The sequence below is a fragment of the Variovorax paradoxus genome (genome assembly GCF_030815855.1).
GTDB classification, from domain to species: Bacteria; Pseudomonadota; Gammaproteobacteria; order Burkholderiales; family Burkholderiaceae_C; genus Variovorax; species Variovorax paradoxus_M.
In genome coordinates this window covers 4956046-4971287 of record NZ_JAUSXG010000001.1, presented here as the reverse complement: position 1 = coordinate 4971287, position 15242 = coordinate 4956046, and the positions used below count along the sequence as shown (strand labels likewise).

At 66.9% G+C, this 15242-nt stretch carries 12 protein-coding genes; 4 read left to right on the top strand and 8 right to left on the bottom strand.

The window, feature by feature from the left end; translation table 11 throughout:
- The first annotated feature begins 81 nt into the window (after positions 1-81).
- The 3 genes from QFZ42_RS23650 to QFZ42_RS23640 all read left to right on the top strand — a co-directional run bounded on the left by QFZ42_RS23650 (position 82) and on the right by QFZ42_RS23640 (position 3551).
- Positions 82-960 (top strand): acyl-CoA thioesterase, encoded by an 879-nt coding sequence (locus tag QFZ42_RS23650; protein ID WP_307703305.1) that lies wholly within the window; start codon positions 82-84, stop codon positions 958-960.
- A 404-nt stretch (positions 961-1364) separates the two neighbouring features.
- Positions 1365-2825 carry a SulP family inorganic anion transporter gene (locus QFZ42_RS23645; RefSeq protein ID WP_307703304.1) on the top strand — a complete coding sequence of 487 codons (1461 nt, stop codon included), beginning with the start codon at positions 1365-1367 and terminating at the stop codon, positions 2823-2825.
- A gap of 117 nt (positions 2826-2942) precedes the next feature.
- Positions 2943-3551, top strand: a complete 609-nt coding sequence (locus QFZ42_RS23640; RefSeq protein WP_307703303.1) for a methyltransferase domain-containing protein — start codon at positions 2943-2945, stop codon at positions 3549-3551.
- Positions 3552-3566: 15 nt separating this feature from the next.
- Here QFZ42_RS23640 and QFZ42_RS23635 read toward each other — a convergent pair whose 3' ends face one another.
- The 6 genes from QFZ42_RS23635 to atpE all read right to left on the bottom strand — a co-directional run bounded on the left by QFZ42_RS23635 (position 3567) and on the right by atpE (position 8680).
- Entirely contained in the window at positions 3567-4286 is a 720-nt protein-coding gene (locus QFZ42_RS23635; protein WP_307703302.1) for an ABC transporter ATP-binding protein, read from the bottom strand.
- Positions 4283-5038, bottom strand: coding sequence for an ABC transporter ATP-binding protein (locus tag QFZ42_RS23630; protein ID WP_307703301.1), 756 nt, complete (start codon positions 5036-5038; stop codon positions 4283-4285). Before QFZ42_RS23630 ends, QFZ42_RS23635 begins: the two co-directional genes overlap by 4 nt.
- On the bottom strand, positions 5035-6018 hold the full coding sequence (locus QFZ42_RS23625) for a branched-chain amino acid ABC transporter permease (protein WP_307703300.1): 984 nt from the start codon (positions 6016-6018) through the stop codon (positions 5035-5037). Before QFZ42_RS23625 ends, QFZ42_RS23630 begins: the two co-directional genes overlap by 4 nt.
- Positions 6015-6935, bottom strand: coding sequence for a branched-chain amino acid ABC transporter permease (locus QFZ42_RS23620; RefSeq protein WP_307703299.1), 921 nt, complete (start codon positions 6933-6935; stop codon positions 6015-6017). Before QFZ42_RS23620 ends, QFZ42_RS23625 begins: the two co-directional genes overlap by 4 nt.
- A 127-nt stretch (positions 6936-7062) precedes the next feature.
- Positions 7063-8268, bottom strand: a complete 1206-nt coding sequence (locus QFZ42_RS23615; protein WP_307703298.1) for an ABC transporter substrate-binding protein — start codon at positions 8266-8268, stop codon at positions 7063-7065.
- A 172-nt stretch (positions 8269-8440) separates the two neighbouring features.
- A complete protein-coding gene (gene atpE / locus QFZ42_RS23610) occupies positions 8441-8680 on the bottom strand; it encodes a F0F1 ATP synthase subunit C (RefSeq protein WP_307703297.1) in 240 nt (79 codons plus the stop codon).
- Between the two features lie 390 nt (positions 8681-9070).
- Here atpE and QFZ42_RS23605 point away from each other — a divergent pair, with 390 nt between their 5' ends.
- Positions 9071-9424, top strand: a complete 354-nt coding sequence (locus QFZ42_RS23605) for a sn-glycerol-3-phosphate transporter (protein WP_307703296.1) — start codon at positions 9071-9073, stop codon at positions 9422-9424.
- 86 nt (positions 9425-9510) lie between these two features.
- Here the strand turns inward: QFZ42_RS23605 and QFZ42_RS23600 are convergent, their stop codons facing one another.
- Entirely contained in the window at positions 9511-14232 is a 4722-nt protein-coding gene (locus QFZ42_RS23600) for an Ig-like domain-containing protein (RefSeq protein ID WP_307703295.1), read from the bottom strand.
- 150 nt (positions 14233-14382) lie between these two features.
- Positions 14383-15234, bottom strand: coding sequence for a class I fructose-bisphosphate aldolase (locus tag QFZ42_RS23595; RefSeq protein WP_307703294.1), 852 nt, complete (start codon positions 15232-15234; stop codon positions 14383-14385).
- Positions 15235-15242 lie beyond the last annotated feature (8 nt).

The window sequence follows — 15242 nt, the reverse complement described above, 5'->3', positions numbered from 1 at the left end:
GACAGCCCGCGGGCCCAGGCTTTGCTATGGTTGCAGGTTGATTCTTTTTGCTGACGCCCGACAGCCCAGCCTTTTTTTCCGATGACCACCGACCCCGCCACCGCCGCCCGCCTTGTCGACGAACTCGTCGCGCTCATGCAGCTCGAGCCGCTCGGGGGCGACAAGTTCCTGGCCCAGAGCGAAGACATCGGCACGCCCGCTGTGTTCGGCGGCCAGGTGCTCGGCCAGTCGCTCGCGGCCGCCAGCCTCACGGTCGGCGCCGACCGGCCGGTGCATTCGATGCACGCCTACTTCCTGCTGCCGGGCGAGCATGCGCCCATCGAATACAGCGTGGACCGCGTGCGCGACGGCCGCAGCTTCACCACGCGGCATGTGGTGGCGCGCCAGCAGGAGCGCATCATTTTCGAGATGTCGGCGTCCTTCCAGACGGTGGACGACGGCGTCGAACACCAGTTCGAGATGCCCGCCGTGGAAGGCCCCGAGGGCCTGGTGAGCGAACTCGACCAGCGCATCGCACTCGGCGACCGCCTGCCCGAGCGCTGGCGCATCAAGGGCCTGGAGCCGCACGGCATCGAATACCGCCGCGTCGAGGCCGACGACCTGCTGACGCCGGAAGTGCGCCCGTCCGAAAGCGCGATCTGGATGCGCGCCATTGCGCCGCTGCCCGACGATCCGGTCGTGCACCGTGCGCTACTGGCCTATGCCTCCGACCACGGCCTGCTGCGTGCTGCGATGCTGCCGCACGGCCTGAGCTTCATGAGCGGCCAGGTGCGCCCCGCAAGCCTCGACCACGCCATGTGGTTCCACCGCGATTTCCGCATGGACGACTGGCTGCTGTACGTGCTGGACTCACCGAGCGCCAGCGGTGCGCGCGGCCTATGCCGCGGCAGCCTGTATTCGCGCGATGGGCGGCTTGTGGCCTCTACGGCGCAAGAAGGGATGCTGCGGGTCAAGCGCTGAGAAAGTGTTTGATGGTGATGCTGTTCGGGGCGCTGCTGTTCAGGGCGGCGCACCCGCCGACGGGGTACCTTGCTCCGCGAATGTCCCCCGGCCTGCGGCCTCCTCCTTGATTTCGCTGCGCAAGGCACCCCATCGGCGGGAGCGTTGGGCAGAGCAGTTGTTGATCAGCGGTACACCGCGAGCGTGCCCATGTGCACAGGGCATCGGGTGCTCTCCGCAGCGAAATCAAGGAGGAGGCGAAGCCGGGGGACATTCGCGGAGGGGAGTACCCGGTGGCCTTTGCACGCGCCCTAGTCCCTGCGCATAGGCGGCAACTACGCCCTCCCTCCCTCCCTACAATCGAGACCATCTGCCCGTGAGGCGTGGCGCGGCCCTTGTCGCCGCGTGCGGGCCGTCCTCCATTCATGTCTTCTCTACACAGCCGCTTGCGAGCCGAATGGTTCCCGAGCATTCCGCGCGAGCTGATGGCCGGCGCCGTCGCCACCTTCGCCCTCATTCCCGAAGTCATCGCTTTTTCGTTCGTTGCCGGGGTCGATCCGGCTGTCGGACTTTTCGCTTCGTTCGTCATCAGCATCGTCATTGCCTTCACCGGAGGCCGGTCGGCCATGGTCTCGGCCGCGGCGGGATCGGTGGCGCTTGTGGCCGCACCGCTGGTGCACGCACACGGCTTGCCTTATTTGCTGGCAGCCGGTGTGCTGGCCGGGGCCATGCAGATCCTTTTCGGCCTGCTGCGGCTCGGCGTGCTGATGCGCTTCGTTTCCACGTCGGTGCGCACGGGCTTCGTCAACGCGTTGGCCATCCTGATCTTCGCGGCGCAGATGCCGCACTTCATCGGCGCCAACACGGCCACCTGGGCCATGGTGGGGCTGGGGCTTGCCATCATCTACCTGCTGCCGCCCATCACCACGGCCGTGCCGTCGCCGCTGGTGTGCATCGTGGTGGTCACGCTCGCGGGCCATTGGCTGGACCTGCCGCTCAAGACCGTGGCCGACCTTGGCCAGTTGCCCGATGCGCTGCCGGCCTTTGCCTGGCTCTCGGTGCCCATGTCGCTCGAAACGCTGCGCATCATTGCGCTGCCGGCCTTTGCCATTGCGATGGTCGGCCTGCTCGAATCGATGATGACCGCGAGCGTGGTGGACGACCTCACCGACACGCCGAGCTCGAAGAACCGCGAATGCAGCGGCCTTGGCGTGGCCAACGTCGCGGCGAGTTTCTTCGGCGGCATTGCAGGCTGCGGAATGATCGGCCAGACCGTGAGCAACGTGCGCTACGGCGGGCGCGGCCGGTTGTCCACGCTGTTCGCGGGCGTCTTCCTGCTGATTCTCATGGTGCTGCTCAAGCCCTGGGTGTCGCAGGTGCCGGTGGCGGCGCTCGTCGCCATCATGGTGATGGTGTCGGCCTCGACCTTCGACTGGGGATCGCTGCGCACGCTGGTGCGCCACCCGCGCATGTCCAGCGCGGTGATGCTGGCGACGGTGGCTGTCACGGTCGCCACCGACAACCTGGCCGCGGGCGTGGCCACGGGCGTGATGCTGAGCGGCGTGTTCTTCACTTTCAAGGTCGCGCGGCTGCTGCGTGTGCATGCGGAAACCGCTGGCGAACGCGGCATGCGCGTCTACCGCGTGAGCGGCCAGGTGTTCTTCGCCTCGGCCGACATGCTGGTCGATGCCTTCGACGTGCGCGAGATCGATGGTGCACCGGTCCACATCGATGTGTCGCAGGCGCACTTCTGGGACGTGACGGCGGTGGCCGCGCTCAACAAGGTGGTCGAGCGGCTGCGCAAGCACGGCAGCGTGGTGGAGGTCACCGGGCTCAACCAGGCGAGCCGCGATCTGATCCTTCAGCTCGATGCGGCGCCCGAATGAGCAGCGAGCGCCATGGTGTGGTGCTCGGTCCTAGGTAATTTTCCCCATGAACCGCGCGGTGCCTCGGGACTAGCCTTTCCGGTTCCATCGGATGTCCGATGGAGCGGAAGGACTCCCATGAAAATTCCCGACTCGGCGCTGAAGAACATGCACCGCACCCTCCAGTCCTACGAAGCGTCCGCGCGCGAATACAACGCGATCGTTGCGGGCCACCGGCCGCCCGAAATCGAGGATGCGCTGCGCCGGATGATGCAGCTCGTGCCCGCCGGCGGCGCCGTGCTCGAGATCGGTTCCGGAACGGGGCAGGACGCCGACTTCGTCGAGGCCCTGGGCGGGCTCGTCAGGCGCACCGATGCGGTCCAGGCATTTCTCGACCTGCAGGCCGAGCGCGGCAAGAAGGGCGAACTGCTCAACGTCGTCACGGACCCATTGGGCGGGCCCTACAGCGCGATTCTCGCGATGTGCGTTCTGATCCATATCGATCGCGAGCAGATGGCGCCGGTGCTGCGCAAGGTGTTCGATGCACTCGAGCCCGGCGGGGCCTTTCTGGTGGCCATGCGCATCGGCGAAGGCGAGACGAATGGCGACTACCAGACCGTCTACTGGCCGAAGGACCGGTTCGCCGAAGAGCTTGCAGCGGCGGGCCTGCGCATGCAATGGAGCAGCCAGTGGATCGGCCGCGACAACGTGACCTGGGCCAACTTCCTCGCGTGCCGTCCGCTGTAGCGAGCGAGCGGAGACCTACACGCCCAGGTAGCGCGTCCAGAGCGAACGATCGGCATCGAGCGCGGCCGAGTCGCCCTGCCACACCACGCGGCCGCGTTCCAGGATCACATGGCGGTCGGCCAGCGGCAGCAGGCGCTGCACGTACTTGTCGACCACCAGGATCGCTTCGCCTTCGGCCTTGAGCGTGGCGATGCAGTGCCAGATCTCCTCGCGGATCACCGGTGCCAGGCCCTCGGTGGCCTCGTCGAGGATCAGCAGGCGCGGATGCGTGGAGAGCGCGCGCGCAATCGCCAGCATCTGCTGCTCGCCGCCCGAGAGCTGGTTGCCCGCGTTGGCCTTGCGCTCCGCGAGGCGCGGAAACAGGGCGTACAGCGCTTCGACGGTCCAGCGCGGCGCACTGCCCGGCCGGGGCCGTGCGAAGGCGCGCAGGTGCTCGTCGACGCTGAGGTTCGGGAACACGTGCCGCCCCTCGGGCACGATGGCCACGCCGCGCCGTGCAATCGCGTCGGGCTTGTGGCCGCCGATGGCATCGCCGCCGAAGTGCACGCTGCCGCGCATCGGCGCGAGCGTGCCGGTCAGCACCTTGAGCAGCGTGCTCTTGCCCATGCCGTTGCGGCCGAGCAGCGCAAGCACTTCGCCCGCGCCGATCTTCAGGTCGATGCCGAACAGCACCTGGCTCGCGCCATAGCCGGCCTCGACGGATTTCGCGTCGAGCAATGTGGTGGCCGCGTTCATGCGTGTCCCTCTGCTTCCGTACCGAGATACACCGCCTGCACGTCCGGGTGCCCGCGCACTTCGTCAGCCGTGCCGCTCATCAGCACGCGCCCTTGCACCAGCACCGTGAGCCGGTCGGCCAGGCGGAACACAGCGTCCATGTCGTGCTCGATCAAGAGGATGGCCATCGACTCGCGCAGCGATTCGATCAGCGCCACCATGCGCGCCGATTCGTCGGGCCCCATGCCGGCCATGGGTTCGTCGAGCAGCAGCAGCTTGGGCTCGGCCGCGAGCGCCAACGCCACGTCGAGCGCACGCTGCGCACCGTGCGGCAAGGTCCCGGCGATGCGGTGGCGTTCGCTGCCCAGGCCGACACGTTCGGCCAGCGCCACGGCACGTTCCACCAGGGCGCGCTCGTTCGCGCGCGGTGCCATGAAGCGCAGGCTGCTGCCCGCATGGGCCTGCGCCGCGAGCATGAGGTTGTCGTGCACCGTTTCCTTGGCGAACACGCGCGTCACCTGGAAGCAGCGCGACATGCCGGCCGCCACGCGCTGGTGGTCCGTGAAGCCGGTGATGTCCTTCTCGTCGAGCAGAATGCGTCCGGCGTCGGCCTTGAGCAGCCCGGTGATCAGATTGACCAGCGTGGTCTTGCCCGCGCCGTTCGGCCCGATGAGCGCATGCACTTCGCCGCGCTCCACGGTCAGGTTCACATGATCGGTTGCGAGCAAGCCGCCGAAGCGCTTGACCAACCCTTCAATTCTGAAAAGGCTCATGCTTTACTCCCTCGCCCCTCAGGGGAGAGGGCCGGGGTGAGGGGCAAGCGGCGCTTGTAGAGTGCAGCAAGCCCTTTGGGCGCCCACAGTGCAACAGCAATCAGCAACAACCCGAGCGGCATATGCCAATGCTCCGTCTGCTGCTTCAACACCTCTTCGAGCACCAGCCACACGACGGCGCCGACAGGCCCGCCCCAACTGCGCCCCAGTCCGCCGATCACCACCATCACGAGCAGCGTGGCCGACTGCGTCCAGTGCATCGTCGCCGGGCTCACGAACCCGTTGCCGCCCGCGAGCAGCGCGCCGGCCAGCCCCGCGATGGCGCCGGCAATCGTGAACGCCGCGAGTTGCAGCCGGAACACCGGGTAGCCCAGCGCCCGCATGCGCGTCTCGTTGTCGCGAATGCCCATCAGCGCATGGCCGAAGCGCGCCTGCGTTGCGCGCTGCAGCCACCAGAGCGCCAGCGTCACGATGACCAGCACCACCCAATAGAAGTTCGACTCGTTGCCCAGGTCGAGCCCGGGCAGCAGCGTCGGCCGGCTCATCAGCGTGTAGCCGTCGTCGCCGCCATAGCGCCGCAGCGACACCACCACGAAGTACAGCATCTGCGCAAAGGCCAGCGTGGTCATGATGAAGTACACGCCGCGCGTGCGCAGCGCCACCGTGCCGATCAGCGCGGCGACGATGCCGGCGATGAGCATGGCCAGCGGCCACATCACCCATGCCGACATCACGCCCGCGTCGCTGAGCGCCACCACGGTGTACGCGCCCATGCCGATGAAGCCCGCATGCCCGAGCGCCACCATGCCGCCGAAGCCGAGGATGAAATTGAGGCTCGCCGCCGCCAGCGCCACCACGAGCACGCGCCGCACGAAGCCGACGTAGAAGTCGAGCCCAAAGAGCGGCGCCACCAGCGGAAACGCCGCAAGCAGAACGAATAGCAGCCCGAGCCCGATATAGCGTGAGGAGAAAGACTTCATGCGCGCGCCGAAAAAAGGCCGGAGGGCCGGAAGATGAGGACGACGACCATCAGCGCGTACATCGCAACCTCGGCGAACAGTGGACCCAGGTCGGCGGCCGTCGCGGGCGGCAGCGTGGCGCGCAGCAACATCGGCACGAAGGCGCGGCCGATGGTGTCGACCACGCCCACCAGCAGCGCCGCCACGAAGGCGCCGCGCACCGAGCCGATGCCGCCGATCACCAGCACCACCAGCGCCGGAATCAGGATGGCTTCGCCCATGCCCACCTGCACCGCGACGATCGGCCCCATCAGCGCGCCGGCGAGCGCGGCCAGCGCCGCGCCGAGCAGGAACACGCCGTTGAAGATGCGGCCCACGCGCACGCCCATCAGCTCGGCCATCGGCCGGTCGGAAGCGCCCGCGCGCACCCGCATGCCGATGCGCGTGTGGTTGACCAGCAGGTACAGCGCGAGCGCCACCAGCAGCCCGCCGGCGAGAATCACGAGCCGGTACGCCGGATAGGGCAGGCCCTCCACCAGTTCGATCGGGCCCGACAGCGCGGCCGGGGTCGCAGCCATCACCGGCGATGGCCCCCACGCCATCTTGACGATGTCGTCGGCCACCAGGATCACGCCGAACGTCGCGAGCACCTGCGCGAGGTGGTCGCGTGTGTAGAGACGCCGCATCAGCAGCACTTCGAGCAGCAGCGCCACCACCACCGTCACGGCGACTGCGATGACGATGGCCGCGGTGAACGAACCGGTGCGCGTGTGCGCCTCGGCCGCCACGTAGGCGCCCGACATGAAGAGCGAGCCGTGCGCCAGGTTCAGCACGTCCATGATGCCGAACACCAGCGTGAGCCCCGCCGCCAGCAGGAACAGCATCAGCCCATAGCCGAGGCCGTTGAGCAGCTGCTCGAGAACAAGAATTCCACTCATGAGATCAAGACGGTTGCCGGTATTTCATTCGAGGAACACCGAGGAACCGGCTTTGCCGGGCCTCTGGTGTTGCCCCCGGTAGGGGGAGGGAGGAGCGACACGAAGTGCGCGCAGCCTGGGGGCGAGCCTATTTCAAGGGGCACTTGTCGGCGTACGAGTCGCCGTAGTTGGTCAGGACCGTGTTGATCAGCTTGTTCGTGACCTTGCCCTGTGCATCCTTGCCGATCACGCGCAGATAGAAGTTCTCGATCGGATAGTGGTTGTTCGCATACTTGAAGCTGCCGCGCGTCGAGGCGTAGTTGGCCTTCTTGAGCGCAGCCACCACGGCATCGCGGTTCTGCGCGTTTCCGCCGGACTGCTTCACGGCCGCGTCCATCGCAAGAATCGCGTCATACGCCTGCGCCGCGTACACCGACGGGTAGCGGCCGTTGTATTCCTTGCGGAACGCAGCCACGAAGGCTTTGTTGGCGGCGTTGTCCAGGTCGTGCGCCCAGTGCGCGGTGTTGAACAGGCCGAGCATCGGCTCGCCCACGGCACCGATCACGTCCTCGTCGGCCGAGAAGCCGCTGGTCACGAGCGTGATGTCCTTCGACAGGCCCGCGCCCACGAACTGCTTGATGAAGTTGATGCCCATCGCGCCGGGCAGGAAGAAGTAGATCGAATCCGGCTTGGCCGCGCGCAGCTGCGCGAGCTCGGCCGCGTAGTCGATCTGGCCGAGCTTGGTGTAGAGCTCGTCGGCCACCTGGCCCTTGAACTGGCGCTTGAAGCCGCCCAGCGCATCCTTGCCCGCGGGATAGTTGGGCGCAATGAGCACGGTCTTCTTGAAGCCGCGGTCTTGCGCGAACTTGCCGGCAGCCTCGTGGAACTGGTCGTTCTGGTAGGCGGTGCCGAAGAAATAGGCATTGCACTGGGCGCCCGCGAACTGGCTCGGGCCGGCATTGGCCGAGAGGTACGGCACCTTGGCGTTGAAGAGCGTCGGGCCTACGGCGAGCGCTACGTTCGAGCCGATGGGGCCGCTGAAAATATCGATCTTGTCGCGCTGGATCATGCGGTCGACCAGCTGCTTGGCCTGGTCGGGGCTGCCGGCCATGTCGGCCTGCACGAACTCCACGTCCTGTCCGCCGAGCTTGCCGCCCAGCTGCTTGATGCCGAGCGCAAAGCCGTCGCGCGCCTCGGCGCCCAGTGCCGCGAAGGGGCCCGAGATGTCGAGCGCCAAGCCCACCTTGACGGGCGCGGCCATGGCGGATACCGCACCGCCAAGGGCTGCGCCGCAGAGCAGCAGCGAAAGCAGGGTGCGCGGCAGCGCGGGCAACTTCGGGGACGGGTGGCTCATGGGTTCTCCGGGCAAAGGAAGGGTGAAACGACGCCCCTGGTGCCGCGCCATGCAGCACCGGAGTCGTCGAACCGTTGATAGCTAAATACTTTAACCATAAACAATTCGGTGTCAACGGTGCTAGCACGAATGGTGCCAGTGAATCGTGCCGCTTCCTGGTGCGCAGACCGCCTCAGCCGAAGGGGCTGGCAGTGGCAAACCACAAGCCGATGCCGGTGGCGATGATGAATGCGCCGTCGGTCACGCCGGCCACCAGGAAGAACTTGATCTGCAGCGCGTCGATCATCTCGGGCTGGCGTGCGCTGCTTTCGAGGAACTTCTGGCCGACGAGCGCAATGCCCAGGCAAGAGCCGAGCGCCGCGATGCCGATCAGCAGGGCCACTGCGAGCGGAAGGATGTTGAAGCCGGTCATGGTGTTTTCTCCTGGGCGGGTTGTTGATCGATGGGGCCACTTTCCCATAGCAGGTGTATGCGGTCCATGACCTGGGAGATCATGTTCATCAGATCCGCCCACCGTGAAGAATTGCGTCGCTGCATGTGATTTGGCGGGTGAACAAGCGGCGGCGACCTTCGAGGCCGGATAGGCTCATCCCCGCATCCGGTGGCAAGGCGATCCGCCATGCACCGGGATGCGATAAAAAAACAGGGATCAACAATGAAGAAATGCAATGCCTGGGGAGCGCTCGCCATGTTGGCTGCGTGCACATGCGCGAACGTGGGTGCTTGTGCTGCAAGCTCTGCCAAGCCGGTTGCCGACGCCTCGTGGGAGCTTGTGGTTGCGCCCTTCACGCACCATTGGCACATGGATGCAGAACACCGCCATGTGGTTCTGCTCGGGCTGGAGCGGATTGCATCCGATGGTTCGGCCATAGGAGGCGCACTCTTCAGCAATTCCTTCGGTCAGCTATCGGCCTACGCGTACTACGGCCATGAGTGGGATGAGCTGCTGGGTACCGACTCGCTGTACTTCAAGTTGTGCGGCGGCATCATCTACGGCTACCGCGGGCGCTTCAAGAACAAGGTGCCACTGAACGTTGGGGGCTTCTCCCCCGCCATTATTCCGGCCGTCGGTTGGCGCCTGACCCCTCGGGATGCGATACAGGCTGCCGTTCTCGGCAAGGCGGGGGTGACCTTCTCCTACAACCGTCGCTTCTGACGGGCTGGGCCGGCCGTCTTTTGCCCACAGTGCCGAAAAAAAGCCGGCCGTCGAAACGGCCGGCCTTTCACGGAGCGCTGCGCCGCTTACGGGAGCTGCGTCCAGTTCTGGTTATTGCCCCCGTTGCAGGTCCACGTGATCAATGCGGTGTCCTGCGCCGTCGAGCCGTTCGGCACGTCCAGGCACGACCCCGAAGCACGGTTCCTGATGCTTCCGCCCACCAGGCTCCACTGCGCCGTGTTTCCGGCCGAGCAGGCCACCTGCACCACCGGCGCATTGGTGGTCGCGGTGCCGTTCTGCGCCAGGCACAGCCCGCTGTGCTCGGCCACGAACTGCACGTAGCCGCCGGTGATGCTGTTCACCGTGAACTTCTCGTTGCCGGCGTTGCCGCAGGGCCATTGCACCGCCGTCGCGCCACTGGTGGTGAGCGCGCCCTTGATGTTCACGCACATCGTGGGGTTGAGGTCCGAACGCAGGCGTGTGACTAGGGCAGGCGCCGTGTCCTGCGACCGGACGTACTCGCGGATCGCCACCACGTCGGCGGCCGGCAGGCTGTTGGCATTGCCGTGGCCGCTGTCGAGCACTGCCTGCAGCGTGGCCGCCTGCCCGTTGTGGAAGAAGGCCGCGGTGTTCCACGTGCCCGACAGCGTCGGCGTGTCGAAGCCCACGCCTGCCAGCGGCTGGTTCATGCCCTTGCCCGACGAGGCCTGGACCGTGCCCACGTCGTGCCGGATGCCGTCGCGGAAGGTGCCGCCCGAGTGGCAGGTCACGCACTGCGCCGACGCGAACAGCGCCTGGCCGCGCGCCGCATCGACGCTCAGGCTGCCGTCCGCATTGCGCGCCGGGCTGCGCATGTACTTGTTCAGCGAGCCCAGGTAGGCGGCGAGATCGTCGAGTTGCGCGCTCTTGCCGGCCTTGGGCGCGCCCAGCGGATCGGCCGTGGCGGCGAAGTCCGCGTTCGTCAGGAAGCCGGTGCCGCCGAACTCGTTGCGGATGTCGTTCTCGAAGTCCTGCACCTCGTCGAAGTTGGCCGTCCAGTGCAGCTTGCCGTGGCCCAGCCCCCTGCGGCCTTGCAGTCCGATGGTGCGCCGCAGCCCTTCGCCGCGCTGCGTGAAGTCCCACACCATGCCGTCGTCGCCGCCGTCCGCGTGGCAGCTGGCACATGAGATGTAGTTGTCCTTGCTAATGCGCCGGTCGGAGGCGTTGTAGAACACCTGCTTGCCCCGCAGCGCCGCGCCGGCCATCGGCTCCTGGGCCACTGTCGACACGTTCTGCAGGAAGGTCGGGGCCGCGGATTCGGAGGCGAGCACCGACGCCACGTCATGCACCGACACCGAGCGTGCCAGGAAGTTGTTGACGAACAGGCGTTTGCGCGCCGCGTCCAGGTATAGGCCGTGCGGCGCGCTGCTCGCGTTGATCTCGCCGCGCACCGAGCGGCTGTACGGATCGACGATGGCCACGCGGTTGCCCTCCATCTGCGCCACGAAGAGGTAGTCGCCCGAGGGCGTGAACAGCGCGGCGCGCGCGGGTGCGCGGTCGTCGAAGTCGATCTGCTCGGCAAACACCTCGGTGGCCGTCTGCAGGTTGACTTGCGACAGGATGGACCGCACCGTCTGGTCGTGCAGCAGGTTGTTGCCGTCCCTGAACTTGCCGCGCACGATGTTGTCTTTCTTCGAAGGCAGCACCGCCCGCGTGCCGTCCGGCGAGATCACCACCTGGCTCAGGTAGTTGGCCACGCCGCGCGCACGGCTCTCGGTATCCACCGTGGTGGTGTCCACCGGCAGCGCGATCGTGGTCATGGCGCTCATGCTCTGCAGGTTCACCTTGTGCAGCTGGCCGCCCGTCATCTTCGACTTGAAGCGGGTGACGTAGGCCACCTGCGAGTCGGCGTTGATCGCGATGCCGCGCAGGTTGCCGTCGAGCGCGACCGCGCCGGTGGTGGCCCCGCTGCTCGGGTCGAAGCTCATCAGCACCGACTTGCTTTCGAGCGTCAGCAGGCCCTTCGAGCGGTCCGGCGTGAAGGCGACGCCATAAGGGCCGCTGCCGTAGGCCAGCGGCACGGTGGCCGAAAGCGTGCCGTCGGCGGCGTTGAGCGCCACCAGCTTGTCCTCGCCCTGCACCGTGACCCAGATGCGGCCGTCGGGGCCCACCGCCAGCGTCTTGGGTTCGTCGCCCACGCGCGTCTCCCAGCGCTTGGCCAGGGTCTGCGCGTCGATGGCGGCGACCGTGCCGCTGTCGGGATTGACCGAGTACACCGAGCCGGCATCGCCCGCGATGTTGGTGGTGTGCGTCGGGGCCTGTGCCGTGACCGGTGCGATCACGGTGAGGTTGTAGGTGTAGAAGGTCTCGCGCCCGCTCGCGTCCCTCACCGTCAGCGTTACCGTGAAGTGGCCTGGGCGCGTGTAGGTGTAGGCGTAGTTCGGCTGGGTCGAGTAGGCCGTCTGCGTGCCGTCGCCGAAGTTCCAGCGGAACTGCGCGCCGCTGCTGCCGAGCGTGGCCGGGTTGAACACCAGTTGGCCGTTGACGATCTTCGGTCCGCCGCCGATGCCCGGGTCGCCGATGATGGTCTGACCGCGCAGCGTGCTCACCTCGCTGTCGCTCAGCACGCGGCCATAGACGCGCACCTCGGCCAACGTTCCCTTGAAGAGCGCGGCGTTGCCCTGGATCTGCCCCAGCAGGGTGAACTTGTTTGCGAGGCCCTTGTTGCCCGTGAGCCCGGCGGACGTGGTCTTCACGCCGTCGACGTACACCGCCTGCGCGCCCGATGCCGCATCGCGCGTCAGCACCACGTGGTGCCAGTTGCCGTCGTTCACCACCGCGGTGGAGGTGGTGCCGGCGTCGTTGCCGACCGAGAGCTTGATGCGCCCGCCGTTGTCGAGCCAGCCCCAGAACACGTCGTCCGCGCCGCTCGCCTGGTCGCGCCCGAAGATGCCGGGCGCGGTCCATGAGCTTGCACCGCCCGCCTGCGTGGTCTTCATGTAGAAGCTCAACGAAGCGGTGCCGCCGAGCACGGTGGCGACCGCATCGTTCTTCAGCGGCACGCCGGCGGTGCGGTTCGCGAAGTTGAGGCCGATGCTCTCGAACGCGTCGCCCGATACCGGCGTGCCGTTGTTGTTGCCGATGGGGTCGGTGAGGTTGCCCGCCAGCGTCCAGTAGTGCATCAGGTTGATGTCGGTCGCGTTGCCGGTGTTGAAGGTCGACTTGTAGTCGGCACCGATGGCGTTGCCCGCATAGTCCTTCACGCCGTTGGCCGGCAGGAACACTTCATAGCTGGTGCCGGGCGAGAGCGGTTGCTCGGGGTGGAAGTTGATGATGCCCAGCTGCACGCTGTAGGTGCCGGCCAGCGTGTTGCCGCCCACCGGGCGCACGATGAAGGTGTTGGCATTCACGCTCTCGGGCCGGATGCTGTCGGTCATGCCCAGGCCGATGCGCGAGGTCAGCGCCTGCTGCTTGGCGCCGCTGGCGGGCGAGACCTGCTTCACTTCGGGCTTGGTGGTGTCGGGGTCCACCGCATGCACGACGAAACCGCTGCCCGAGCCGTGGTCGTTGCCCACGAACACGAGGTTGCCGAACATTGCGACCTGGCCGTTGTCCGAATGCGAGAAGTTCGGGTCGTCCTCGCGCAGGATGCTGCCGCGGCCCACCTCCACGTGGTTGAGCGGATTGCTCACGTCGACCTTGTGGATGCGCGTTTGCGCGCCCTGGATCACGTAGTTGTCCTGCGTGGCGCAGTACAGCTGTTCGTCGATGACCAGCCGGTTGTCCTGGGGCACGAAGCGCGAACGGTCGCTCAGGTCGTAGCTGTACATCTTGGCGCCGCTGTTGCGGGCCGAGGTATGCAGGCTCTTGCCGTCGAAGCAGGTCGCGTAATAGAACGGCGTCGTGCCCACGATGGCATCGAGCACTTTGGGGTTGAGCGGATCGGAAATGTCCAGGCTCGCGAAACCGCCGTTGCTTTCCATCGCGGTCAGCACCATGTGGTTGCCCATCGTGAAGATCGGGCCGATGCGGAAACCACCGAGTTCGCCCGTCGGCACCGGGTTGGGTTTGCCGGCGCCGCGGTTCGCGACCACCGCGTTGACCGGATCGCGCGCATCGACGATGAAGATGCCCCGGCCCGCCGACGCCACGTACAGGTAGGGCGCTTGCCACCAGAGCTGCCAGGCCACGTTCTCGTAGTCGCCGGCATTGACGCCGGGCAGCGCCAGCTTCTTCACCTGCTTGATGTCGTTGACGTCGGTGAAGTCCCAGAACTCGACGCCGTTGATGCTGGGCAGCACCACGTAGGTCTTGCCGCCGATCTTGGCGGTGCCGAAGGAGTGCGTTTCGCGGAACTCCTTGGTGCGACCCCCTGTAGCGTCATCGGGCTCGTAGATCTTCTTGACGAGCTGGATCTGGCGCGGGTTCGACACGTCGTACAGCAGGAAGCCGCCCGGGCCGAGGCCGCTGTCCGGCGCGAAGGAGGTCAGGAAGTAGCCGTTGACCATGATGCCCGCGTTCATCCCGTAGTCCTTTCGGCCCGGGTAGGTGGCGGGCACCTCGCGCGATTCGTAGGCACTGCTGTGCGCCGGATCGAGCGGGTGCGCGGGGCTCGTGATCATCGATACCGGCTTGAAGAGCTCGGCCGAGGTGTAGGTGAGATTGCCGAGGCCCGGCCCCTGCAGCGGGAGCGGATCGGCAACAGCTTCGGCCGCAGCGGTCGCCATGTTGCCCAGGGTGGTCATCGGGCTGACCCCGGTGATGGCCGCATGCGTCAGCAATGTGACGAGCGGGGCCAATAACGCCATCAAGAAATACCGGATCTTCATCGTCGCCTCCAGAGTGTTAGAAGTTCGCAGGGCAACCCGTTGCTCGATCCCTCTCCAGTGCGCGCGCAGGACGCACCCCGGCAGGCGACGGGTGCATCGCCTGCCGTGCTGACTTTTTCTTGGTTGTTGCGCCGGCGCTCGTTCTTTGTCTTACTTCGCGCCGCCCGATTCGTAGAGGGACCAGGCCTCCTTGGCGCTCGCGCCGCGGTGGATCATGGCCATCAGCGCACTCACCACCGCCGACGGATTGGCGTGCTGGTAGACGTTGCGTCCGTACACCATGCCGACCGCGCCCTGGTCCAGCAGCGCGCGCGAGCGCGCGAACACCTGCTGCAGGTCTTCGCGCCCGCCGCCGCGCACGAGCACGGGGCAGCGCGCCGCCTGCACCACGCGGTGGAAGTCGGCAGGGTCGCTGGTCGGGTCGGCCTTGACGATGTCGGCGCCCATCTCGCGCGCAAGGCGCACCAGCGTGACGATCTTCTCGGCATCGCCGTCGACCTGGTAGCGGCTGCCGGGGGTGGGTGACTGCATCACCAGCGGCTCGATCATCAGCGGCATGCCGTAGCGGTCGCAGTCCGCACGGACGCGCGCGATGTTCTGCACGCACTGGCGGAACAGGTCGGGCTCATTGGGCAGCATGAAGAGGTTGACCACCACGCACGCCGCGTCGCGCTGTACGGCCGGCAACACCGGGTCGTGCTCGTTCTGCAGCTGGGCCCACATCACGCGGTGCAGCGTGGCGTTGTAGGGATTGCCCATGTCGATGCGCATCACTAGCGCCGGCTTGTCGCGGCCGGGGCGGTCCTGCAGCAGGTCGGACTGGCCGTAGTTGAGTTGCAGCGCATCGGGTGCGGCGGCCACGAGCTTGTCGATGACCTGGGGCATGTCCTCCAGGCCGTCGAGGAATGACGGCTCGTTGCACACGCCGTGGTCCAGGGCGATGTCCAGGCAGCGGCCGTTGGTGAGCAGGCGGTTGAGCCGTGCTGTCTTGTCTTTCGACATGGGAAAGA